23 protein-coding genes are annotated in these 21,607 nt (G+C 62.0%); 11 read left to right on the top strand and 12 right to left on the bottom strand.

Features of this window, described 5'->3' with window-relative positions; translation table 11 throughout:
- The first annotated feature begins 14 nt into the window (after window positions 1-14).
- The 5 genes from K3752_RS10715 (at window position 15) to glmM (ending at window position 5,512) form a co-directional block, all read left to right on the top strand.
- Window positions 15-656 carry a cell wall hydrolase gene (locus tag K3752_RS10715; RefSeq protein ID WP_260063219.1) on the top strand — a complete coding sequence of 214 codons (642 nt, stop codon included), beginning with the start codon at window positions 15-17 and terminating at the stop codon, window positions 654-656.
- 79 nt (window positions 657-735) lie between these two features.
- Window positions 736-2,112: a multicopper oxidase family protein gene (locus tag K3752_RS10710; RefSeq protein ID WP_260063218.1), complete on the top strand. Its 1,377-nt coding sequence runs from the start codon at window positions 736-738 to the stop codon at window positions 2,110-2,112.
- A gap of 102 nt (window positions 2,113-2,214) precedes the next feature.
- Entirely contained in the window at window positions 2,215-3,135 is a 921-nt protein-coding gene (locus tag K3752_RS10705) for a dihydroneopterin aldolase (RefSeq protein WP_170402279.1), read from the top strand.
- Entirely contained in the window at window positions 3,132-4,130 is a 999-nt protein-coding gene (folP, locus tag K3752_RS10700; RefSeq protein ID WP_260063217.1) for a dihydropteroate synthase, read from the top strand. Before K3752_RS10705 ends, folP begins: the two co-directional genes overlap by 4 nt.
- 35 nt (window positions 4,131-4,165) lie before the next feature.
- Entirely contained in the window at window positions 4,166-5,512 is a 1,347-nt protein-coding gene (gene glmM, locus K3752_RS10695) for a phosphoglucosamine mutase (protein ID WP_170538780.1), read from the top strand.
- On the opposite strand, the gene K3752_RS10690 is transcribed toward glmM, so the two are convergent.
- Window positions 5,506-6,408 carry a DMT family transporter gene (locus K3752_RS10690; RefSeq protein WP_260063216.1) on the bottom strand — a complete coding sequence of 301 codons (903 nt, stop codon included), beginning with the start codon at window positions 6,406-6,408 and terminating at the stop codon, window positions 5,506-5,508. The two genes, glmM and K3752_RS10690, sit on opposite strands and share 7 nt — an antisense overlap.
- A 72-nt stretch (window positions 6,409-6,480) precedes the next feature.
- On the bottom strand, window positions 6,481-7,503 hold the full coding sequence (gene ilvC / locus K3752_RS10685; RefSeq protein ID WP_170390472.1) for a ketol-acid reductoisomerase: 1,023 nt from the start codon (window positions 7,501-7,503) through the stop codon (window positions 6,481-6,483).
- Between the two features lie 131 nt (window positions 7,504-7,634).
- Here ilvC and K3752_RS10680 point away from each other — a divergent pair, with 131 nt between their 5' ends.
- The gene (locus tag K3752_RS10680; RefSeq protein WP_170366436.1) at window positions 7,635-8,090 is read left to right on the top strand and encodes an Lrp/AsnC family transcriptional regulator; all 456 of its coding nucleotides are present in this window, start codon (window positions 7,635-7,637) and stop codon (window positions 8,088-8,090) included.
- Window positions 8,087-8,545, top strand: coding sequence for an Lrp/AsnC family transcriptional regulator (locus K3752_RS10675; RefSeq protein ID WP_170363151.1), 459 nt, complete (start codon window positions 8,087-8,089; stop codon window positions 8,543-8,545). The genes K3752_RS10680 and K3752_RS10675 overlap by 4 nt, the downstream gene beginning before the upstream one ends.
- A 3-nt stretch (window positions 8,546-8,548) precedes the next feature.
- Here K3752_RS10675 and K3752_RS10670 read toward each other — a convergent pair whose 3' ends face one another.
- On the bottom strand, window positions 8,549-9,250 hold the full coding sequence (locus tag K3752_RS10670; protein WP_170363152.1) for a GntR family transcriptional regulator: 702 nt from the start codon (window positions 9,248-9,250) through the stop codon (window positions 8,549-8,551).
- A 231-nt stretch (window positions 9,251-9,481) separates the two neighbouring features.
- Here K3752_RS10670 and K3752_RS10665 point away from each other — a divergent pair, with 231 nt between their 5' ends.
- Window positions 9,482-10,609: an aminotransferase class V-fold PLP-dependent enzyme gene (locus K3752_RS10665; protein WP_260063215.1), complete on the top strand. Its 1,128-nt coding sequence runs from the start codon at window positions 9,482-9,484 to the stop codon at window positions 10,607-10,609.
- 13 nt (window positions 10,610-10,622) lie between these two features.
- Here K3752_RS10665 and K3752_RS10660 read toward each other — a convergent pair whose 3' ends face one another.
- From K3752_RS10660 to K3752_RS10650, 3 genes are all read right to left on the bottom strand, one after another.
- A complete protein-coding gene (locus tag K3752_RS10660) occupies window positions 10,623-11,819 on the bottom strand; it encodes a UbiH/UbiF family hydroxylase (protein ID WP_260063214.1) in 1,197 nt (398 codons plus the stop codon).
- A gap of 74 nt (window positions 11,820-11,893) precedes the next feature.
- Window positions 11,894-12,142 carry a hypothetical protein gene (locus K3752_RS10655; protein WP_093962490.1) on the bottom strand — a complete coding sequence of 83 codons (249 nt, stop codon included), beginning with the start codon at window positions 12,140-12,142 and terminating at the stop codon, window positions 11,894-11,896.
- A gap of 122 nt (window positions 12,143-12,264) precedes the next feature.
- On the bottom strand, window positions 12,265-12,909 hold the full coding sequence (locus tag K3752_RS10650; RefSeq protein ID WP_260063213.1) for a pyrimidine 5'-nucleotidase: 645 nt from the start codon (window positions 12,907-12,909) through the stop codon (window positions 12,265-12,267).
- A 101-nt stretch (window positions 12,910-13,010) separates the two neighbouring features.
- Here K3752_RS10650 and K3752_RS10645 point away from each other — a divergent pair, with 101 nt between their 5' ends.
- Window positions 13,011-13,658, top strand: a complete 648-nt coding sequence (locus K3752_RS10645; RefSeq protein WP_093962488.1) for a GntR family transcriptional regulator — start codon at window positions 13,011-13,013, stop codon at window positions 13,656-13,658.
- Here K3752_RS10645 and K3752_RS10640 read toward each other — a convergent pair.
- Window positions 13,615-15,534, bottom strand: a complete 1,920-nt coding sequence (locus K3752_RS10640; RefSeq protein ID WP_260063212.1) for a glycosyltransferase family 2 protein — start codon at window positions 15,532-15,534, stop codon at window positions 13,615-13,617. The genes K3752_RS10645 and K3752_RS10640 overlap by 44 nt on opposite strands.
- Before the next feature lie 89 nt (window positions 15,535-15,623).
- Window positions 15,624-16,790 (bottom strand): glutamine-hydrolyzing carbamoyl-phosphate synthase small subunit, encoded by a 1,167-nt coding sequence (carA, locus tag K3752_RS10635; protein ID WP_260063211.1) that lies wholly within the window; start codon window positions 16,788-16,790, stop codon window positions 15,624-15,626.
- Window positions 16,791-16,973: 183 nt separating this feature from the next.
- Here carA and K3752_RS10630 point away from each other — a divergent pair, with 183 nt between their 5' ends.
- Window positions 16,974-17,459: a GatB/YqeY domain-containing protein gene (locus K3752_RS10630; RefSeq protein ID WP_170338416.1), complete on the top strand. Its 486-nt coding sequence runs from the start codon at window positions 16,974-16,976 to the stop codon at window positions 17,457-17,459.
- Between the two features lie 6 nt (window positions 17,460-17,465).
- Here the strand turns inward: K3752_RS10630 and K3752_RS10625 are convergent, their stop codons facing one another.
- The 3 genes from K3752_RS10625 to ctaD all read right to left on the bottom strand — a co-directional run bounded on the left by K3752_RS10625 (window position 17,466) and on the right by ctaD (window position 20,414).
- The gene (locus K3752_RS10625) at window positions 17,466-17,957 is read right to left on the bottom strand and encodes a DUF2244 domain-containing protein (protein WP_222456880.1); all 492 of its coding nucleotides are present in this window, start codon (window positions 17,955-17,957) and stop codon (window positions 17,466-17,468) included.
- Window positions 17,958-18,000: 43 nt separating this feature from the next.
- Window positions 18,001-18,600: a 2-hydroxychromene-2-carboxylate isomerase gene (locus K3752_RS10620; protein ID WP_170438771.1), complete on the bottom strand. Its 600-nt coding sequence runs from the start codon at window positions 18,598-18,600 to the stop codon at window positions 18,001-18,003.
- A 155-nt stretch (window positions 18,601-18,755) separates the two neighbouring features.
- Entirely contained in the window at window positions 18,756-20,414 is a 1,659-nt protein-coding gene (gene ctaD / locus K3752_RS10615; protein WP_170337942.1) for a cytochrome c oxidase subunit I, read from the bottom strand.
- A gap of 292 nt (window positions 20,415-20,706) precedes the next feature.
- Between ctaD and K3752_RS10610 the strand changes: the two genes are divergently transcribed.
- Window positions 20,707-21,126: an HIT family protein gene (locus tag K3752_RS10610; protein WP_260063210.1), complete on the top strand. Its 420-nt coding sequence runs from the start codon at window positions 20,707-20,709 to the stop codon at window positions 21,124-21,126.
- Here the strand turns inward: K3752_RS10610 and K3752_RS10605 are convergent.
- Window positions 21,107-21,553 carry a helix-turn-helix domain-containing protein gene (locus K3752_RS10605; protein WP_170358616.1) on the bottom strand — a complete coding sequence of 149 codons (447 nt, stop codon included), beginning with the start codon at window positions 21,551-21,553 and terminating at the stop codon, window positions 21,107-21,109. The two genes, K3752_RS10610 and K3752_RS10605, sit on opposite strands and share 20 nt — an antisense overlap.
- Window positions 21,554-21,607: the final 54 nt, after the last annotated feature.

Genomic DNA, 21,607 nt, shown 5'->3' with positions numbered 1-21,607 from the left:
TGCGAGGTTATCTGATGCTACGATATATACTGGCTGTTGCCATTGCGGCGGCAACCGTGATGCCGAGTGCGTCCGTTGCCGAGAGGGAAGCCACCGAGACTGCCAAGCGCGAACTGGTGTCGCGCAACGAGGTGCCGGGACAAAGCTTTCGCGACTATCTGAAGCTGTTCCAACCTAGGAAAGAGGTCCAACCGGTTGAGATTTCCTACACCAAGGCCTGGCTGGACCAACAGCCCAAAGCCAGCGGTGGCGAAGATCTGAAATGCTTGGCCGAGGCCCTGTATTTCGAAGCGCGCGGAGAGAGCGTGCGCGGCCAATTCGCGGTTGCCGAGGTGATTTTGAACCGGGTGGAAAGCACCCGTTTCCCGAACACCGTCTGCGGCGTGATCCGTCAGGGAACAGGCAAGAAATATCAGTGCCAGTTCACCTATACCTGTGACGGCCGCAAGGAAGTCATTCACGAGAAGAAAGCCTATGAGCGCGTGGCCAAAGTTGCCAAGGTGGCGATCGAGGGCGTCAGCGACCCGCTGACGTCGGGGGCCACGCATTACCACACCAAGGCGGTGCGCCCGTCGTGGTCGCGCGTTTACAAGGAAACTGCGCGCATCGGTGTGCATATCTTCTACCGCCACAACTACCGCACTGCGAGCAACTAGCGCGCATTGACGCACCCGCGCTGGAACGTTGATGGCGCGGGTGAAACCAAGGGCTATATTGCGGTCAAGGAGATCCGCAATGAATCTGAGCCGCCGAAGCCTTTTGAAATCTGCCGCCGCGCTTGCGGTGTTTCCAACGCTGGCGCGCTCCGCGCCGCTGACCCTGACTGCGCGCGAGGGCGCTCAGTTGATTGCCCCTCCGGGGTTTCCGGAAACCGATATCTGGGGCTTTGATGGGTCGGTGCCAGGCAGCCCAATCCATCTGCAGCAAGGCGAGCGGGTTCAGCGCCGCTTGGTGAACGAATTACCGCAAGCCACCTCGGTTCATTGGCATGGTATCCGCATCGACAACGCTATGGATGGCGTGCCGGGTCTTACTCAGGAAGCGGTTCCAAGCGGCGCGACCTTCGACTATGATTTCATCGTGCCGGACGCCGGAACCTATTGGTATCATGCGCATAACAAGTCAGTCGAACAGGTGGCCCGTGGCCTGTATGGCCCTTTGATCGTGCACGAGTCCGAAGCGCCGGATGTGGAGCAGGATCTGGTGCTGATGCTCGATGACTGGCGACTTGATCCGGAAACGGCCCAGATTACCCAAGACTTCGACAACGGTCATGACCTCAGCCATGCTGGTCGGCTGGGAAACCTCATTACCGTCAATGGAGCATTCGACCCATCCTTTCCTGTTCAACAAAACCAACGCATGCGTCTGAGGTTGGTCAACGCCGCAAATGCGCGTGTCTTCACCGTAGGCCTAGACGGAATGTCCGGATGGATCGTCGCGCTGGATGGAATGCCTTTGGCCGAGCCGATCCCGATTGAGGACACGTTCCCGCTGGCCCCGGCACAACGTGCGGATTTGTTGGTGGATGTGCTGGCTGCGGATGCGGAAACGGCCAGCCTGTTCAGTCAGGAACGTGACGGCGCCTTTGGTTTGGCCCGATTTTCAGTGGCAGGGCAGGCGGCTTCCAATCCCCGGTCGGGAGTCCGGCCATTGCCGCCGAACCCGCTTCCGGAATTGACGGACCTCAACAACGTACCGCGGCACGAGATGAGGCTGCAGGGCGGTGCTATGCGCTGGCTTGAAAGCGCGCGGATTGGCGAGACCGAGCTCTCGGGCCGGGAGCTGGCTCAGCTGGGGCGGTTCTGGGCGCTGAATGGCTACGCCGAGCGACCCGATGACCCGTTTCTTGATGCGTCCGTGGGAAGTGTTCACCGGATCGCCTTCGTGAACGAAACGGTATTCCCGCACGCGATGCACCTGCATGGTCACCACTTTCGGTTGATCTTGCCGGACGGGACCCTTGGCCCGTGGCGCGACACGGTTCTGGTCGAACGCGGCGAGACTCGCGAGATTGCTCTGGTTACGGACAACCCGGGCAACTGGCTGCTGCATTGCCATATGCTTGGACACGCCGCATCGGGTATGATGAGTTGGTACCGCGTCACCTGACGCCGCATTCGGCGGCTGGAATGGCGTTTGCTTGAATGCTATAGCCGCGCGGAACCAATAAATTGGGCAAACCTGTCCAAGCTGCCCGAAAAGGCCCGTGCCATGAGTACTGAAATCCGCCTTGCCTTTGCGCACCCGTCCGAACGGTCCGAGGCGACTGCGCCACGCGGGCCGCTGGATCGTATCTCGTTGCGCGACCACATTGTCGAGGTTGAGATCGGCGCCTTTCAGGCCGAACGGGGCACCACCCAGCGCATCTGTTTCAACATCGTGGTCGAAGTGCGGCCGCTGACCGAAAACATCGACGATGATGTCGATCGCATCCTGTCCTATGACCGGGTGACCGAGGCCATCGCCTATGAACTGGCGGCCGAGCGTCTGAACTTGCTCGAGACACTGGCGGATCGAATAGCCGAGCGGATCCTGCTTGAACCTCAGGCGGTAAGAGCTTTTGTCCGCATTGAAAAACTGGATCGCGGTCCGGGTGCTTTGGGTGTCGAGATCGTTCGTGGCAAGGATGCGGTCCATCACGATGTCATCGAGGAAGAGCGCCCACATCCCCGGCTGGTCTTTCTGTCGAACGCAGCGATTGAGTCCGAAAATTTGTCGGGCTGGATCGACCAGTTGGAAAACCGACAGCGACCGCTGATTCTGTGCGTAGGCGCCTCCGATCTGCCGGTGCCGCAGACCGGCCATGCCATGACCCAGCGCCGGATCGACCTGCTGGCGATCGAGCAGAACGCCTGGGTGCTGGCCGCGCGTGATCATCGCTGCGTCGTCGTCTCGACCCGGACCGAACTGGACTGGGCTATGAAGAACGGCCAGATCTGCGTCTGGGCGCCGTCCAAGATCGTGCTGGATGCGGTCGACGGGCCTTCGGCGGCGCCGTCCGATGCGGTGGCCTTGGCCGCCTGGTTCGCCGCCACCTTTGAGGCCAGCGAAATGCTTGTCATTGGCGGGGAACTGCCCGAGTCGCCTAAAACGCCGCTTCGGGCGGTTCCGGTGGAGCAGGCGAAACTGTGACCAGCTACTATCGCCCATTGGTGCAACACGGGCCTGTGCGCCCGGACGAGGCCTTGCTGCTGGCGGGGCAGGACCTGTGGTTCACCCATGCCGAATGTCTGCAGCGTGACGCGGCACCCCGGATCGTTGCGGCTGCCGATATCCCTGAAACGTGGCTCGACCGGCTGACGCAACCGCGCGCCGCGATTGCCGGGCTGGAGATGACGCAGCCGCAGATCATGGGCATCCTGAACGCCACGCCCGACAGTTTTTCCGACGGTGGCAAGCACAACACCCCCGACGCCGCGTGTGCAGCAGCCCGGGAAATGGTCGCGCACGGTGCGACCATTCTGGACATCGGCGGTGAATCCACGCGCCCCGGTGCGGATTTTGTGCCCGAGGAAGAAGAGATCGCCCGCACCCAGCCCTTGATCCGCGCGATCCGGGCCGAGACACCGGCGCTGATTTCGATCGACACGCGCAAATCCGCCGTGGCAAGGGCCGCTGTTGAGGCGGGGGCGGGGCTGATCAACGACGTTTCGGGCTTTACCTTCGATCCCGCGCTTGGCGCTTTCTGCGCCAAGATCAACGCGCCGGTCTGCGTGATGCACATGCAGGGCGACCCGGCCACGATGCAGGACAACCCGACTTATGATGACGTTCTGCTGGACGTTTTCGATTTCCTGTCGGGGCAAGTGGCCCGTCTGGAAGGCCTTGGGCTGAATCGGGGCCGGATCATCGTCGATCCGGGTATCGGGTTTGGAAAGACCGAGGAACACAACCTGACCCTGCTGCGCAATCTCAGCCTGTTTCACGGGTTGGGCTGCCCGATCCTGCTGGGCGTATCGCGCAAGGGCTTCATCGGCCGGATCGGCGCGGAACCGCGCAAGGATGCCCGCGCGCCGGGATCAATTGCCGTTGCGTTGGCCGGATTGTCGCAAGGTGTGCAGATCATCCGGGTGCATGACGTGGCAGAGACCGCTCAGGCCTTGCGCCTGTGGGCCGCTGTCCGGTAATCCGGTCGCAGGCAGGACTTTGTGGAGTAACAGGTATGCGCAAGCTGTTCGGAACCGACGGGGTGCGGGGCACCGCCAACACCTATCCGATGACGGCCGAGATGGCGTTGCGGATCGGCGCGGCGGTGGGGCGGTACTTCCGCCGGGATGGCTCAGGCGTTCACCGGGTGGTGATCGGCAAGGATACGCGCCTGTCGGGCTATATGCTGGAAAACGCGCTGACGGCGGGTCTGACGTCGACCGGCATGAACGTGCTGCTGCTGGGGCCGGTGCCGACACCGGCGGTCGGACTGATGACCCGGTCGATGCGGGCCGATCTGGGTGTGATGATCTCGGCCAGCCACAACCCGGCCGAGGACAACGGGATCAAGTTCTTTGGCCCCGATGGGTTCAAACTGTCCGACCAAGCCGAACTTGAAATCGAACAGCTGATCGAAGAGGGGGTCAAACCCGCGCAGGCGCAGAATATCGGGCGCGCCCGGCGTGTCGATGACGCGCGGTTCCGCTATGGCGAGCGGGTCAAGTCATCTCTGCCGCGCGAGCTGCGTTTGGATGGCCTCAAGGTGGTGATCGACTGCGCCAACGGCGCCGCGCACCGCACCGCGCCCGAAGTGCTGTGGGAACTGGGGGCCGAGGTGATCCCGGTGGGAACCGCGCCCAACGGCAAGAACATCAACCTGGGTTGCGGCTCGACCCAGCCGCGCGTGGCGGCCGAGGCCGTCGTGGCGCATGGGGCGGATGTGGGCATCTGCCTCGACGGTGATGCCGACCGGGTCGTGATCGTGGATGAAACCGGGCAGGTCGCCGATGGCGATCAACTCATGGCCCTTCTGGCTACCGCCTGGGCCTCTTCCGAACGGCTGAAAGGCGGCGCGCTTGTTGCGACCGTCATGTCGAACCTGGGGCTGGAACGGTTCCTGGGTGCGCGCGGGCTGCGGCTGGAACGGACGGCGGTCGGAGACCGCTATGTGGTCGAGCGTATGCGGGAAGGCGGGTTCAACCTTGGCGGCGAGCAATCCGGCCATATCGTCATGAGTGACTATGCCACCACGGGTGATGGCCTGATGGCGGGGCTGCATTTCCTGGCCGAGATGGTGAATTCGGGGCGCAAGGCCTCGGATCTGGCGCAACAGTTCGAGACGGTGCCGCAACTGTTGAAGAACGTGCGCTATGGCGAGGGGCAGGCTCCGCTGGAAGCGGAGACAGTCAAGGCCGCGATTGCCGATGCCGAGGCGCGGCTGAACGGGCAGGGGCGGTTGCTGATCCGCAAGTCGGGCACCGAGCCTTTGATCCGCGTGATGGCGGAATGCGAGGACGACGCCCTTTTGGCACAGGTCGTCGATGGGATCGTGGCTGAGGTCGAAGCTGCCGCGCGTCAGTAGCCCAACAGCAATTTGCGCAAACTGAACCATTGGCTAATCGCCATTCCGGTCAGGATCAGCGCCAGCGCGATGTAGAACCGCAGCGGCAGCGCCTCGGACAGGATCCACGCGCCGAAGATCATCGACCAGACCGGCACCTGATAGTTCACCAGCGTCATGAATACTGACCCGGCGCTGCGAATGATCGACACCCGAAGCAACGTCGCAAAGGCCGTTGGCACAAGCCCCAGCACGATCAAGGCAAGCGTGGGGCGCAGACCCTGTGGGGTGGGCACGCCCTCGGTCGCCATCATGATCGGCAGCAGGATCACCGCGCCCACCACCAATGTCAGCGCGGCCAGAACCACCGGGTCGATCGGCGGGCAGCGCCGGGTCAGGATCGACGCCACCGAATAGCAGAACGCCGCCCCGATGCAGGCCAGTTGGGCCAGCGGCTCGGCCCCGCTGCCCAGTTGCGCAAGCCCCGGGCCGATCAGCGTCAGCGCTCCGGTAAATCCCAACGATACCCCCACGAACCGGCGTGCGTTCAGGGGTTCATCCGAAAAGAAATGCGCCAGCGGCAGCACCATCAACGGAATTGCGGCCATGGACAGCCCGGCAAAGGCCGAGGGTACATATTGCTGCCCCCAGCTGAGCAGCACGAAAGGCAGCGCGGTGGACAGGATGCCGATCAGGATCACCGACCAGGCCAGACTTGGTGTCAGGCTGGGGATGCGCCGCCCGGACAGCCCCATCAAGGCCAGCAGCATCACCGCGCCCAGCGTCGTCCGCGCCGTGGCCACCGTGATCGGGCCATAGCCTTCCAACGCCATCGCGACGACCATGAAGGTGCCGCCCCAGATCAGGCCCAGGGCAATGACGCCGCTCCAGTCGCGTATGTTGGGTTGAGGCACCATCGCTGGCTGTTCATCCGTTCTGCAAGAAAAGGGCGGCCACCGGGGCCGCCCTTGGGTCCAAGCCGTTCGGGCTTAGTTCTTTTCCTGATCGACCAGCTTGCCGGCCGAAATCCAGGGCATCATGCCCCGCAGCTTTTTGCCGACTTCTTCGATCTGGTGTTCGTCATTGGCACGGCGCGAGGCCTTGATCGTGGGCTGACCGACCTGATTTTCCAGCATGAAGTCGCGCACGAACTTGCCCTGCTGGATGTCGTTCAGAACCTCTTTCATCGCCTTTTTGGTCTGCTCATAGGGCAGGATGCGCGGGCCGGTCACGTATTGACCGTATTCCGCGGTGTTCGAGATCGAGTAGTCCATGTTGGCGATGCCGCCTTCATAGATCAGGTCCACGATCAGCTTCACCTCGTGCAGACACTCGAAATAGGCCATCTCGGGCGCATAGCCGGCCTCGACCAGGGTTTCAAAGCCGCAGCGGATCAGTTCGACCAGACCGCCGCAAAGAACGGCCTGCTCGCCGAACAGGTCGGTTTCGCATTCCTCGCGGAAGTTGGTCTCGATGATGCCCGAACGGCCGCCGCCGATGGCCGAGCAGTAGGACAGGCCGATTTCCAGCGCCTTGCCGGTCGCGTCGGTGTGAACGGCCACCAGGCAGGGCACGCCGCCGCCTTTGACATATTCGCCGCGCACCGTGTGGCCGGGGCCTTTGGGGGCCATCATGATGACGTCCACGCCCTCTTTCGGCTCGATCAGGCCGAAATGCACGTTCAGGCCGTGGGCAAAGGCGATTGCCGCGCCGGGCTTGATGTTGTCATGCACGTATTTCTTGTAGGTCTCGGCCTGAAGCTCGTCGGGCATGGTGAACATGATGACGTCGCACCAGGCCGCGGCCTCGGCAATGCCCATCACCTGCAGGCCTTCGGCTTCGGCTTTCTTGGCCGAGCGCGAGCCTTCGCGCAGGGCGACGACCAGGTTCTTGGCGCCTGAGTCGCGCAGGTTCAGCGCGTGGGCGTGGCCTTGAGAGCCATAGCCCAGAATGGCCACTTTCTTGTCCTTGATCAGGTTGATGTCGCAATCGCGATCGTAATAGACGCGCATTTTGCCGGTCCTTTCTGTTTCGATTGCTGCGGTTCTATCTGCAGTGATTGCTATTGGCGAGAGCGATGACATTGGATATTGACGACAGAAGCGAAGAATAATTCGTAGAATCCGGAAAACTTGAAAAAGTCATGCTTGACGACATCGACCGCCGTATCCTGCGCCATTTTCAGGCCGACCCAAGCCTGAGCACCGCCGAACTGGCCGAGCGGTGCCGGATCAGTAATGGCGTGTGCTGGCGCCGGATCGAAAAGATGCAGGCCGCCGGGATCATTCAGGGGCAGGAGGCCGTGATCGACTGGTCCGCCATGGGCTATGCGGTCGAGGTTTCGCTGCGGGTGACGCTGGACAAAACCCAGCCGCGCGCATTCGACGAATTCACCGAAGCCGCCCGCAAAGTGCCCGAGGTGATCGAGATCCAGACCTTTCTGGGGCGGGTGGATGTCCGCCTGTCCGTCATCGCGCGGGACATGGCGCATTATCAGCAGGTCTATCGCGATCGTATCCTGACCCTGCCGCATATCGCCGATATCGAGGCCCTGATGCACATCGCGCGGGTCAAGCGGGACGAGGTGCTGCCGGTATGATCGAACTGGATGAACTGGACCGCAAACTGCTGCGCGCTTTGGCTCAGGACGCGACGCAGAGTGCAGGTGCGCTGGGGCGGCGTTTCGGTCTGTCGCAGCCTGCCACCTGGCGCCGGATCCGGCGGCTGGAGCAGGCGGGCATCATCAAGGGGCGCAGGCTGCGCTTGAACGCCGAGGCACTGGGGTTCGGTGTCACAGTATTTCTGGGCGTCAAGCTGGCGCGCAAAGGCCAGGTCAGCCTCGAGGATTTCGAACGCGCCGTTAGCGCCATTCCCGAAGTCCAAACCGTGGAACACGTACTGGGCCTGTATGACTACCGACTGCGGGTGGTGGCACGCGATCTGGCAGATTTCGAGCGTGTTCTGCGGCGTCGTATCATGACCCTGCCGGGGGCCGGGGATGTCGAAGCAAATGTACTGCTGAGCGAAGAACGCCTGCCCGGGCCGATTGGCTAGCGGTCAGTAACGGGTACGGATGCAATAGCCCGGATGGTGGGTCAGGCGGGCAAACGAAACCGGCTGTCCGTCTTTCCAGGTCGTGCGCTCAAGCTGAATCATCGCGGCCCCGGTCGTCGTTCCCATATAATCTGCCAAGTGGCTGTCGGCGGAAATGGCGTAGAGTGCAAGCTCGGCGTCAATGAAGGGGTTCGCATTCAACAGCCATTCATGCGGCCCGACTTCTTCCAGATTGGCATCTTCAACCTCGGGGACGGCCGAAATGTTGATCCAGCGTTCTTCGTGCTGAAACGGGCGGTTGTCGGCATAGTGCATGCACACCAGATGCAGGATCTGCGATTGCGGCGGCAGACCCAGTTGCGAGCTGAGCCAGCCCGGGCTCTTGTCGATGCTGCGCTCGACCAGGGCATAGCGGTAGGTCTGGTTCTGGTCTTCGACGATCTGACGGGCCAGCGACAGTTCCAGCTTGGCCTGTTTGCTGGGTGATTTCTTGACCCGCGTTCCGCTCTTGCGCTTGCGCTCGACGAACCCTTGCTCTGCCAGTTCGCGCAGCGCACGGTTGACGGTTGCGCGCGCGCAGTTGAACTCTTCGGCAAGCTGGGTTTCGGTCGGCAGCAAGGAACCTTGGGGCCAGACCCGTGTCTCGATCCGCCGCTTCACTTCGTCCCGAACGAATTGAAAACTGATCCGCTTTTGAACGTTCACGGTCTAAAATATCCTTTCAAGCTCAAGATGTGCGTATCTGTTCAGAAACACGTCAAGGTGTAAAGAGAGAGGTGACACTAATTGGCGTCAATTCGGCCTCTCAGGCTGTTGAAACGGGTGTCCAGCCGAGCTTCTGACCGTTGACCTAGGGGAAGCGCATGAGGGTCAATGAGCACTTTACCAACAGATGCAAAGCCTTCAGAAAGTGAGCAACCCAGAAAAGGAGACAACATGCCTGCATTGTTGAATACAGTCGATCCGGACGGGCTCGAAGAATTCTCGGTCGTGTTCACCGACCGCTCGCTCAACCACATGTCGCAGGCGTTCCATCAGGTGATGCGCGACATCTCAGGGATGTTGCGTGAGGTCTATAGTGCGGGCGGCGTGGCCGTGGTGCCGGGTGGCGGAACCTACGCGATGGAGGCCGTGGCCCGCCAGTTCGCCCGCGGTGCCGATGTGCTGGTGGTGCGCAACGGCTGGTTCTCGTATCGCTGGAGCCAGATCATCGAAACCGGGGGGCTGACGGCGTCAACCACCGTATTGAAGGCCCGTCAAACGGGGAATTCCAGCCCGTCGCCCTTTGCGCCTGCGCCGATCGACGAGGTGGTCGAAACCATTCGCAGCCAGCGACCCGGCGTGGTGTTCGCGCCGCATGTGGAAACCTCGGCCGGGGTCATTCTGCCGGACGACTATGTATCGGCGATGGCCGCCGCCGCGCACGAGGTCGGTGCGTTGATGGTGCTCGACTGCATCGCCTCGGGCTGTGCCTGGATCGACATGAAGGCCACCGGCGTGGACGTTCTGATTTCGGCCCCGCAGAAGGGCTGGAGCGCCTCGCCCTGTGCCGGTCTGGTCATGCTGTCCGACCGCGCCGAGGCGCGGCTGGCCGAGACCGCCTCGGACAGTTTCGCGCTGGACCTGAAGAAATGGCGCCAGATCATGCAGGCCTATGAGGGCGGCGGCCATGCCTATCATGCCACCATGCCCACCGATGCGCTGCGGGCGTTCCGGGACACGATGCTGGAGACCCGCGACCATGGGTTCGAAAAGCTGCGCGATGCGCAATGGCGGCTGGGCAATGCAGTACGGGCGATGCTGCGCGACAAGGGGGTCGTTTCGGTCGCGGCCGAAGGCTTTGGCGCGCCGGGGGTGGTGGTCAGCTATACCGACGACCCCGAGGTGCAGAACGGCAAGAAATTCGCCGCGCTGGGCATGCAGATCGCAGCCGGCGTGCCGCTGCAATGTGACGAGCCCGAAGGGTTCAGCACCTTCCGCCTGGGCCTGTTCGGGTTGGACAAGCTGTATGATGTCGATGGCACGGTGGCCCGGCTGAAGCGGGTTCTGGATCAGGTGCTGTAGGCCGGTATGGGCCTCAGCGCACGCCGAGGCCCATCTGCATCAGCGTCTTGCGCACCACCGGCATCGAATAAAGCGCGTTGAGCCCTGCGGCGCGCGCATCGCGCAACGGCCGTGCCTCGACCATCGAGGCGCGGTTCAGCAGGTCGATCCCCTTGATGCGCAGTTCGATCTCGGCATGGCGGGCCTTGTGATAGGCGTCGAGCATCTGGGCATCTCCCAGACCCTCGGGCCGGGCTTGGGCCAGGTCCAGCAGGCTGCGCAGATCCCCCAGAGACATGTTCAACCCCTGTGCGCCGATCGGGGGTACCACATGGGCGGCCTCGGCCATCAGGGCCACGCGCTGGGCCGACAGGCGCTCGGCCGATTGGCTGATGATCGGCCAGATCGTCCGACGCGAGGCCAGTTTCAGCGGTCCGAACAGGCCACAGGACCGCTCGGTCATCGCGGCCTCGAATTCGGTCTCGGGCAGGTTCAGCAGTTCGACCGCGCGCGGGCCGCGCTCCATCCACACGATCGCCGACGAGGGCTGGCCCTGCCAGTCGGGCAGGGGGACCAGAGTGAACGGCCCGCCGGACCGGTGGATCTCGGTCGAGACGTTTTCATGGGCGATCGGATGGGTCACTGCAAAGGCCAGTGCCTTTTGCCCGTATCGCGTGGTTTGGACCTTGATCCCCGCAGCCTCGCGCATGGGCGAGTTGCGGCCATCGGCGGCGATCACCAGCTTGGTGCGGATGCGCGTGCCGTCCGACAGGCCCACACGGGCCTCGGCGGTGCGGGTGAACAGGCTGACGGTGCCGGTGCCGGGGCGGAAATCGACATTCGGCAGTTCGTGCAGCCGGGCCACCATCTCGCGCCGCAGCAGCCAGTTGGGCAGGTTCCAGCCAAAGGGTTGATCCGAGATATCGGCGGCGTTGAAATCGCGCACAACGCGCGGCTCGGGGATGTCGCCGCCTGCGTCCACGATGCGCATGATCTGCAGGGGCGCGGCGTGGGGTTCCAGCCGGTCCCACAACCCGCAGTGCTGCAGCAGGCCGTGGGCCGGTTGCAGAAACGCGGTGGTGCGCAGGTCGGATCCGTCGGCGTCTCGGTCTGTGACGGGCGGGGTCGGGTCCACGCAGATCACGTCGAACCCTGCGGCGCCGAATACGGCCGCCGCGGTCAGCCCGGCGATTCCGCCGCCGGAAATCAGGATGTCACAACTGTCGGTCATCGCGTCACTCTCCGTTGCCTGCGGACCCTAGTGCGGTTCTGGGGCCTGCGCCAAGTGACATCCTGTCCCGTGGTCTAGCCGCGTGAAATCAGGACCAGAATCAGGAACATCACCGGCACCATCGCCAGGGCCGGCAGATACAGGCCCGGCAGGCCGAACAACAGGGCGGAACAGCCCCACATGCTGACCAGTGCCGCAACGGTATAACCCAGATCCTCGGGCTTGCCATTGGCCGCATCGCGGGCCAGCCAGCCAAACAGGGGAATTGCAAAAAGCAGGCGCTGCCAAAAGGGCAGGCGGCCGGGCATCTCGATCGCGGTCATCTGGGTCTCCAGTTCTGTTCGTCGCTGAGCCTGATGTAGGAACGACTTTGCAGCTGCAGAATGCGCGGATCGTCGCAGTTTCAGGCTGCGCGCAGGCGCATTTCGTCGCAGTCTCGGGTGGTTCAGATTAGGCGGGCGAGAAACGCGGTCAGGTCATCGGTGTGGTGGTGGATGTGATCCGCCTCATGAGGATCGGGGGCAACATGCACCGTACGCATGCCCATGTCATGCGGGGCCTTCAGATTGCGCGGCTCGTCCTCGAACATCGCGGCGCGGTCGGGGTGGATGCCGTCGCGGGAAAAGACCGTTTCAAACGCGGCCTTGTCCGGTTTGGGCCGATATCCCGCATGTTCGACCCCATAGATCGCGTCGAACAGCCCATCCAACCCGCGCGAGGCCAGAACCCGCTCGGCATAGGGCGCGCTGCCGTTGGTGTAGACGATGCGCCGCCCCGGCAAAGCCCGGATATGCGCGGCCAGCGTAGGGTCGGGCTCCATGTGGCTCAGGTCGACCTGATGAACCGCGTGCAAGTAGGGCTCGGGGTCCAGGTCATGTTCGGCCATCAGCCCGGCCAGCGTGGTGCCGTGTTCGCGCCAATAGTGCTGGCGCAGCCGGTCAGCCTCGGCCCGGTCAACGCGAAGGGCTTCGACCACGTATTCGGTCATCAGCACCTCGATCTGGTCGAACAGGCGCATCTGTGGCGGATACAGGGTATTGTCCAGATCGAACACCCATTGGGTGACATGTGAAAATGCAGGCTTGACCATATGCTTGGGTTTAGGCCGAGGCCACCGGGTTTTCAATGGCGCACTTGATTGCAGACCCATGGCCCGGATAGACAGGTCCGAACGAGGAGAGACCCGACCAAATGAACCAGTCCCGACAGCCCCAGACCGATGCCTACAGCCTGATCCTCGAAGCGATTGACGTGGGGGTGTACAAACCCGGCGACCGGCTGGTGGAAAGCGAACTGGCCGAGCGGTTCGGCGTGTCGCGCACCCCGATCCGCGAGGCGCTGCAGCGGCTCGAGACGCAGTCGCTGCTGGAACGTGACGGGCGGTCGCTGATCGTGGCCTCGCTTGACCACAACCAGATGGCCGAGCTGTATGTCGTGCGGCGCGAATTGGAAGGGCTGGCGGCCCGACTGGCCGCGCGCCACGCCACGGATGAAGAAATCAAAGTCCTGCAGGATATGGTCGAAGCCGATGACGCGCTTGTGGATGATCCAGTGGCGCTGTCCCGGGCCAACCGGCGGTTCCACGAGCAGATCCACCTTGCGTCGCACAACCGCTACCTTGTGCAGCAATTGGACCTTGTCCATCGCACCATGGCTCTGATGGCAACGACTTCATTGGCCGCGCAGGGCCGCGGTGAGATCGCTCAGAGTGAGCACAAGGGGATCGTCGAGGCGATCGCGGCTCATGACGAAGAAGCCGCCGACCGAGCCCTGAAGGAACATATCTCGGTCGCGTTCATGACCCGGCTGAAGCAGGATGCAATCCGGCGCGAGAAATAGCTTCCTCATCTGGCTGCACTTCTTCGCTGGCCTGTCCGTGCTGGGTCTTGTCCCAGAAGAACGGTCTGACCGCCAGTTCCCAAAGCGCCTTGTATGCTGCTGCCACACCCAAGGGGTAGTAGAGTGCCATGGTCGGGACCCACGGCAGCAAGAAAAATCGCCCTCCGGCCGCCGCGCCCAAGCCTCCAACAAGGATGTTTGCGGTCTCGGTGGTCAGGACCAGGTAAACACAGACGCGGAAAACGTGCGTGGATACAACGGCTTCAAATGGGTTCGTCAGCCCCAAAAAGGTCAGCCAGAAGACCCACAGCACCGGGGCGAGCAGGAATTGTCCGACCGTCCCCAGGAAAAAGGCTTGGACACCCAGAAAGCGCCACATCCCCAGATCGCGCATCAATGCCAGGGGCGAGCGCATGTGGACAAGGTACGTGACCATAAACCCTTTGAGCCAGCGTGAGCGTTGCTTCACCCAAGGCCAGGCGCGGAAATTGGCCTCTTCATACGTGGCGGTGTTCGCGATTTCGGTGCGATAGCCCGCGCGACTGAGCCGAACCCCCAAATCCGCGTCCTCGGTCACATTGTGAGCGTCCCAGCCCCCCAATTCCAACAGCTTGTCCCTGCGGAAGAAGAACGTCGTTCCACCCAGCGGCACCACAAGACCCAACCGCGCGATTCCGGGCAGGATCACGCGGAACCAACCGCTGTATTCGATGGTGAAGCAACGCGAGCGCCAGTTGGTGCGCGGGTTGTAGTAGTCCAGAACACCCTGCAGGCAGACCACATCATCGGGCGCGCGGGCGAATTGCTCCACCACGGTCTCGATTTGGTCTGGCAGAGGCGCATCCTCAGCATCCCAGACGCCCAAAATCTCTCCTCGGCAGAAATCCAGCGCATAGTTCATCGCCCGTGGTTTGGTGGTCAGGTTGCCAAGATCGGGCACCTCCAGCGTTCGGATCCAGCTGGGCAAGGTGGTCTGCGCAAGCGCTGACCGGGTGACGTCATCATGCTCTTCCAAGACCAGGATCACGTCCAACAGCGCCTTTGGATAGGTCAGGCGTGTCAGCCGTTGGATCAGCGCACCGGCGATTTCCCGTTCCTTGTGCAGCGGCACCAGAATGGACACGCAGGGCAGGCGGTGTTGCGCAAGCAGACCGTCTGGTTTCTCGGCCTTTTTGGGGAAGAGATACGATATCAACCCGGCCAGCCGAAGAATCAGGAACAGGATCAGCGTTGAAACTGCTGCCCAGAACAGCACGGATAGCCCGGCATTCGGTTGCAGACCCAGGCCCAGAAGCGCAGCCAGCGCCAAAAGTGTCGGCAGGAGACGTGAACTCGCAGTCCATGAGCGGCAGCTTTGCGATAGCGGCGCCCGCGTTTCCGCCGCCTCAGCCAAAGGTTTTGCGTAATGTCGGGCGATGGCTTGGTCGATGTCATCGGGTGCGGCCAGCACAGGCAGGACTGTCTGGGCGCAATCTGTCAACCCGTACCGTATTTCATCAAAGCGGTCTGGGTATGCCGTCGCGACCAAAAGCACGGGCCCGACTCGCAGCCACGGAATGGCGTTGTGCGTCAGCCAGAACCGCATCGGGCGCAGCGCGCAAAGGTCAGCGGGTGGCGGCGTGTTTTCCAGATCGGCGATCTGCAGCCCATGTTGTTGGCCCAGCGCCAACAACACATCGCCGCGCGAGGCCATATGCTCGCCAACCAGAATTTCGCCCAGAGGAGCGTTCTGCCGCTCCTGCAGTTTCAGGGCGTGATCCAGTTGAGCGGGGGTGATCACCCCCAAGTCGATCAGGCAAGTGCCCAAAGGTTTGCGCGGGCCAATGCCGGAAACCGGGGTCGCAGGCCCGTGACCCAGAAAATTCAATTCAACCATCATAGCACCCTGCCCGAAGTGTCGGGTCAGAGTTGCTCAATCAAGGTTAATTCCGGGTTAACGTTGACGCGGCCCGCAAACCTGCGGGATTAAGCGCGCACTTTTCGGTCGGCCATGGCCGCGGCAAACCGTTCAAACAGGTAAAAGCTGTCTTGCGGGCCGGGCGAGGCTTCGGGGTGATACTGAACCGAACACACCGGGCGATCGGACATGCGGATGCCGCAGTTCGAGCCATCGAACAGCGACCGGTGGGTTTCAACCACCCCCGCAGGCAACGATTGGGCGTCGACCGCGAATCCGTGGTTCATCGAGGTGATCTCGACCTTGCCGGTTTCCAGGTCCTTGACCGGGTGGTTCGCGCCGTGGTGTCCGTGGTTCATCTTGATGGTCTTGCCGCCCAACGCCAGTGCCAGCATCTGGTGACCAAGGCAGATCCCGAAAATCGGCAGATCCGTGGTTTCAAGTATTTCCTTGATCATCGGCACAGCATAGGTGCCGGTGGCAGCCGGGTCTCCCGGGCCGTTGGACAGGAACACGCCGTCGGGGTCGTGCGCCAGTACCTCAGCCGCGGTTGCGGTTGCGGGCAGGACCGTCACGTCGCAACCGGCCGAGGCCAGGCAGCGCAGGATGTTCCGTTTTGCGCCGTAGTCCAGCGCGACGACCTTGTGCACGGGCGCTTCCTGACGCTGGTAGCCGTCCGGCCAGGCCCAACGCATCTCGTCCCAGCGGTAGCTTTGGGCACAGGTCACGTCCTTGGCCAGATCCATGCCCTCCAGCCCGGCGAAACCACGCGCCGCTGCAACCAGGGCTTCAATGTCGAAGTTGCCCTGCGGGTCATGGGCCAGCGCGACATGCGGAGCGCCTTGCTGGCGGATCGCGCGGGTCAGCCGGCGGGTATCGACTCCACCGATGGCAATCCGGCCACGGCGTGCCAGCCAGTCGGTCAGCCGCTCGGCCGAGCGCCAGTTCGACGGCTCGGTCGGGTCCCACTTGACCACCATGCCCGCGGCCACCGGATCGGCGGTTTCGTCATCGTCGGGATTGACGCCGACATTGCCGATATGCGGGAAGGTGAAAGTCACGATCTGCCCGGCATAGGACGGGTCGGTCATGATTTCCTGATACCCGGTCATCGCGGTGTTGAAACACAGCTCGGCCACGGTTTGTCCCGTGGCGCCGAACCCGGTTCCGAAGAAGAGTGTTCCGTCGGCCAGAGCCAGACATGCGGTGGGCTTGGACGTGGCTTGATGGGCCATGGCGCGACTCTCCTATCGGGTAAATCGGCGCATAACTAAGGGGGTTGGTGCCTCGGGTCAACCCTGTTCAAATTTTGGGCTATTGTTGTTTTTCAATGATTTAGCCTTATCTGTCTGCTGTTGTGCCTCGGATTTTGTTTAGATATGTTCGGGGTTCCGTTGCCATGGGGATGGACAGAACAGATGGATATGCGAACTCGGGTGACCACTGCCCTGAAGCAAGCAATGAAGGACAAGGATGCCGAGCGTCTGTCGACGCTGCGGCTGGTCAATGCCGCGATCAAGGATCGGGACATCGCGCTGCGCGCGGCCGGAAACGAAGAGGCCAAGGGCTGCGATGACGCGGATGTTCTTGAGATTCTTGGGAAAATGAGCAAGCAGCGCAAGGAAAGCGCGCGGGCCTATGAGGAAGGCGGTCGTTTGGACCTGGCCGAGCGCGAACTGCGCGAGGTGAAGATCATCGAGGAATTCCTGCCCAAGCAGTTGGATGATGATGAGGTCGCAAAGGCCATCCAGACGGCGATCACGGCGACCGGTGCCGGGTCGATCCGGGACATGGGCAAGGTCATGGGCGAGCTCAAGGCCAACTACACAGGCCAGATGGACTTTGGAAAGGTGGGGCCGCTGGTCAAAGACCACCTGTGCGCAGCGTCGAACGGCGACTGCTGACGCGCTTTATTCAAGCGCCGGTTCGCGCAGCCGTTTTACCAGATCATCATACAAGGCAATGCGTTCCTCCTCTGAGAGGAACGCGCCAATCTCGACCACCCGTCCTTCACCCGACAGGGTCACATAGTTCGGGACGGGTCCGCCGGCCTTGTGCATTTCCGGACGGGCCCAGTATCGATTGCAAGTCCATTCCTGCTGGCCGGTCCGGGCGCTGTGATGGATCAGGCGTGCTTGGGTTCCGGTAAGCGTCAGGACCTCAAACACGTTTCGGGACCGATAGTTTGCCTGGATCGCAAGCCATAGGCCTGCCACCGTCAACAGAAGGAACGGCAATAGCCCCCACAGCAGAACCGATCCCAGAACAGCAAGCAGGGGGATCAGTCCAAACAGGAAAACCGATAGCACTACGGCCATCGCGCCGCGCGGTGGCAGGGAATTGTGCGGCCAAAGGCGCAATTCCTGTTCCGAGTTCGAGCTGTCGTTCCAATGGTAGGGCATATTGCAAGAATAGCGCCTGCTGATCCGGTGTCGATTGCCAATTTCAAACGACGTGTCCGACCCTCGCCCAGGACAGCGCATCCTCAAGCCGATCGTCGCCCCAGAACACTTCGCCCCGCGTGACAAAGCTGGGCGCGCCGAATACGCCCAGGCCCACCGCCGTTTCGGTTTCAGCTTTCAACGCGGTTTCGATTTCGGGGCTGCGCGCGCGGGCTAAGACTGGCAGCGGGTCCAGCTGGCAGCGGAACAGAGCTTCGGACATGGCGTTTTCACTGCCGGCTTCGATACCGTCCTCAAACCAGATCCTGTAAAGGTTTTGGGTAAAGCTCTTGCCCCATCCTTCACGGATGCCCAGCAGCGCGACCTGGTTGGCCAATTCAAGGTTCGAGATCGGATAGGGGGCGGGCAGCTTGGCGTGGATATGGTACTTGGCTGCGCGGCGTTCGATGTCGCGCCACATGTAGGCCGACTTGACGGGTTTGCCCGCAAACGGAATGTTCTTCTGTTCAGACATGACCGCGCGCACGTCGAAAGGGCGCCAGTTAACCTGCGCCTGGTGTTCTGCGCACCAATCGTCCAGACGCATGATGGTCAGGAAACTGTAAGTGCTGCCGATGGAGTACCAGAAATCAATATCGGGCATGGTGACCTCGGAGATTGGCCGGACATGCGGCGCCCCAAGGATACCCGATTTTCAACGATATTGCGACCGCCCGCGGAATGCGATGGCCGATAGAGCGCGAACAGTAAAAGAAAAACCCCGCCGTGAAGGCGGGGTTTCCTGTTTTCGGGAAGGGATCAGTGCGCGTGGCCTTTGTCCCAGTCTTCCTGCTTGGGCAGCTGCTCGAACGTGTGCTCGGGCGGCGGCGAGGGCAGGGTCCATTCCAGCGTATCCGCGTATTCGTTCCACGGGTTCGGACGTGTTTCCTTGGCGCCACGGAACAGGGCGTAGAACACGATCCCGAAGAACAGCAGGAACGAAGCGAACGAGACGAACGCTCCGATCGACGACACGAAGTTCCACTGAGCGAAGGCTTCGGGATAGTCGATATACCGGCGCGGCATGCCCTGACGGCCCAGAAAGTGCTGCGGGAAGAAGGTCAGGTTTGCACCGATGAAGAACATCCAGAAGTGTACCTTGCCCCAGAACTCCGAGTACTGACGGCCCGTCATCTTGGAGAAGTAGAAGTACACGCCTGCAAAGATTGCGAAGACTGCGCCCAGGCTCATCACGTAGTGGAAGTGCGCGACGACATAGTAGGTGTCGTGGTAGGCGCGGTCGATACCGGCCTGCGACAGAACCACACCGGTCACACCGCCGACGGTGAACAGGAACAGAAAGCCGAAGGCGAACAGCATCGGCGTCTTGAACTCGATCGAGCCGCCCCACATGGTGGCGATCCACGAGAACACCTTGACCCCCGTCGGAACCGCGATGACCATCGTGGCCAGCATGAAGTAGGCCTGCTGACGCAGCGACATGCCGACGGTGTACATGTGGTGTGCCCACACGACGAAGCCCAGCGCGCCGATTGCGATGATCGCCCACACCATCGGCAGATAGCCGAAGATCGGCTTGCGCGAGAAGGTGGCGATGACGTGGCTGATGATGCCAAAACCGGGCAGGATCACGATGTACACTTCGGGGTGGCCGAAGAACCAAAGGATGTGCTGGTACAGGATCGGGTCACCGCCACCGGCCGGGTCAAAGAAGGTGAAGCCGAAGTTGCGGTCCATCAGCAGCATGGTGATCGCGCCCGCCAGAACCGGCAGCGACAGCAGAATCAGCCACGAAGTGACGAAGATCGACCAGCTGAACAGCGGAACCTTGAACAGGGTCATGCCCGGGGCACGCATGTTCAGGAAGGTGGTGATCATGTTGATCGCGCCGAGGATCGAGGAGGCGCCCGATACGTGCACGGCAAAGATCGCCAGGTCCATGGACATGCCGCCTTCGGTCGTCGACAGCGGCGGGTAAAGAACCCAGCCCACACCCGAGCCGGCCTGATCGTTGCCGCCAGGGGCCAGCAGCGACGCGATGCCCAGCGAGGTGCCGGCGACATACAGCCAGAAGGACAGGTTGTTCATCCGCGGGAACGCCATGTCCGGCGCACCGATCTGCAACGGCATGAAATAGTTGCCAAAACCGCCGAACAGGGCGGGGATGACCACGAAGAACATCATCAGAACACCGTGATAGGTGATCATAACGTTCCACAGGTGTCCGTTGGGCGTACAGGGATCGGCCATGAAGCCTTCCAGGCACATGTACTGAACGCCCGGATGCATCAGTTCAAGCCGCATGTAGATGGTCATCGCGACCGAGATGAACCCGGCAAAGGCCGAGAAGATCAGGTAAAGGATCCCGATATCCTTGTGGTTGGTCGACATGAACCACCGGGTAAAGAACCCGCGCTGGTCTTCATGATCGTGACCATGAATGGCTGCGTCTGCCATTTAGGTGCCTCCTGTTGCAAATAGACCGCGCAGCCGGACCTCTCCGGCGCGCGGGATTCCTGCTGGTTTTAGAATGCAAGGGGGCGGCCTTCAATGGCCGAGTTTGATCTGGATCAAGAATAATTGTCGCGGGGCAGGAGGACACCCGCGCGATATCGGCCTTGGATGACCGGTATCTGGGGATGATCGGGCGAATTGCAAGGACAGGGGCTGTCCAAGGGCGGAATCACGCCTTGACCCGCTGCGGGCTTGGCCGCAGAACAACACGCAGCCCCTTTGTCGGAGACCCACCATGACCGCTTATGATCCCGAAAACATCTTTGCCAAGATCCTGCGGGGCGAGATCCCCTCGACCCGCGTCTACGAGGATGAGGACACGCTGGCTTTCATGGATATCATGCCGCGTGCGGACGGGCACCTTCTGGTGATCCCGAAAACGCCTTGCCGCAACGTGCTGGATGCCACACCCGAGCAATTGGCCGCAGTCATGACCACGGTTCAGAAACTGGCGCTTGCGGTCATGCGCGCCTTTGACGCCGAAGGGGTGACCATCCAACAGTTCAACGAGGCGGCCGGAGGGCAGGAGGTGTTTCACCTGCATTTCCATGTCCTTCCCCGGCACGAGGGCGTCTCTCTGCGCCCGCCCGGCAAGATGGGCGATTTCGACGAGATCGCCAAACACGCCGAGCGCATCAGGGCTGCGCTGGCGTGACGGGTGGGGGCGCCTGATGCGTCCCTGAACAGGCATCGTGATCCCCAAACGCCTGCAAGACTGAGCAAACGTGGTCGTGCTGCCCGTCGCAGGCGGCTGCGATCCGGGCAAGTTCGGTCTCGAGCCGGCGCAGTTTTGCAATACGATCTTGTAGGTCCGCCAGTTGCCGCTCGGCGATTTCGTGTGCCCGGTTCAGATCGGCGCCTTGGGCGCCTTCCAATGACAGCAGGGCCTCGACATCGGCCAGTGGCAGTCCAAGATCGCGCGTGTGTTTGACAAAGTGCAGCCGCTCGAGCGCGGCGCGGTCATAGCGCCTTTGGTTGCCAGCGCTCCGTTCCGGCGGTGGCAGCAGGCCCCTTTCTTCGTAAAACCGGATCGTGGCGACTTTGACGCCTGTGCGCCGTGACAAATCCCCGATCGAGAACATTTTCCGCAATCCTCCTTGAACCTCTAGTCACTAGAGGAATTAGGTATGGACCAT

This window comes from Ruegeria sp. B32 (genome assembly GCF_025141855.1).
Taxonomy (GTDB): Bacteria; Pseudomonadota; Alphaproteobacteria; order Rhodobacterales; family Rhodobacteraceae; genus Ruegeria; species Ruegeria arenilitoris.
This window is presented reverse-complemented; position numbering and strand designations above follow the sequence as displayed.

What these genes read in the sequence shown, in the direction of transcription:
- K3752_RS10630 (WP_170338416.1), top strand. Translation starts at nt 16,974, where the DNA reads ATGGATATGCGAACTCGGGTGACCACTGCCCTGAAGCAAGCAATGAAG.
- ctaD (WP_170337942.1), bottom strand. Translation starts at nt 20,414, where the DNA reads ATGGCAGACGCAGCCATTCATGGTCACGATCATGAAGACCAGCGCGGG.
- carA (WP_260063211.1), bottom strand. Translation starts at nt 16,790, where the DNA reads ATGGCCCATCAAGCCACGTCCAAGCCCACCGCATGTCTGGCTCTGGCC.
- ilvC (WP_170390472.1), bottom strand. Translation starts at nt 7,503, where the DNA reads ATGCGCGTCTATTACGATCGCGATTGCGACATCAACCTGATCAAGGAC.
- K3752_RS10610 (WP_260063210.1), top strand. Translation starts at nt 20,707, where the DNA reads ATGACCGCTTATGATCCCGAAAACATCTTTGCCAAGATCCTGCGGGGC.
- K3752_RS10640 (WP_260063212.1), bottom strand. Translation starts at nt 15,534, where the DNA reads ATGGTTGAATTGAATTTTCTGGGTCACGGGCCTGCGACCCCGGTTTCC.
- glmM (WP_170538780.1), top strand. Translation starts at nt 4,166, where the DNA reads ATGCGCAAGCTGTTCGGAACCGACGGGGTGCGGGGCACCGCCAACACC.
- K3752_RS10680 (WP_170366436.1), top strand. Translation starts at nt 7,635, where the DNA reads ATGCTTGACGACATCGACCGCCGTATCCTGCGCCATTTTCAGGCCGAC.
- K3752_RS10660 (WP_260063214.1), bottom strand. Translation starts at nt 11,819, where the DNA reads ATGACCGACAGTTGTGACATCCTGATTTCCGGCGGCGGAATCGCCGGG.
- K3752_RS10620 (WP_170438771.1), bottom strand. Translation starts at nt 18,600, where the DNA reads ATGCCCGATATTGATTTCTGGTACTCCATCGGCAGCACTTACAGTTTC.
- K3752_RS10690 (WP_260063216.1), bottom strand. Translation starts at nt 6,408, where the DNA reads ATGGTGCCTCAACCCAACATACGCGACTGGAGCGGCGTCATTGCCCTG.
- K3752_RS10705 (WP_170402279.1), top strand. Translation starts at nt 2,215, where the DNA reads ATGAGTACTGAAATCCGCCTTGCCTTTGCGCACCCGTCCGAACGGTCC.
- K3752_RS10650 (WP_260063213.1), bottom strand. Translation starts at nt 12,909, where the DNA reads ATGGTCAAGCCTGCATTTTCACATGTCACCCAATGGGTGTTCGATCTG.
- K3752_RS10665 (WP_260063215.1), top strand. Translation starts at nt 9,482, where the DNA reads ATGCCTGCATTGTTGAATACAGTCGATCCGGACGGGCTCGAAGAATTC.
- K3752_RS10715 (WP_260063219.1), top strand. Translation starts at nt 15, where the DNA reads ATGCTACGATATATACTGGCTGTTGCCATTGCGGCGGCAACCGTGATG.
- K3752_RS10675 (WP_170363151.1), top strand. Translation starts at nt 8,087, where the DNA reads ATGATCGAACTGGATGAACTGGACCGCAAACTGCTGCGCGCTTTGGCT.
- K3752_RS10710 (WP_260063218.1), top strand. Translation starts at nt 736, where the DNA reads ATGAATCTGAGCCGCCGAAGCCTTTTGAAATCTGCCGCCGCGCTTGCG.
- K3752_RS10625 (WP_222456880.1), bottom strand. Translation starts at nt 17,957, where the DNA reads ATGCCCTACCATTGGAACGACAGCTCGAACTCGGAACAGGAATTGCGC.
- K3752_RS10605 (WP_170358616.1), bottom strand. Translation starts at nt 21,553, where the DNA reads ATGTTCTCGATCGGGGATTTGTCACGGCGCACAGGCGTCAAAGTCGCC.
- K3752_RS10655 (WP_093962490.1), bottom strand. Translation starts at nt 12,142, where the DNA reads ATGACCGCGATCGAGATGCCCGGCCGCCTGCCCTTTTGGCAGCGCCTG.
- K3752_RS10645 (WP_093962488.1), top strand. Translation starts at nt 13,011, where the DNA reads ATGAACCAGTCCCGACAGCCCCAGACCGATGCCTACAGCCTGATCCTC.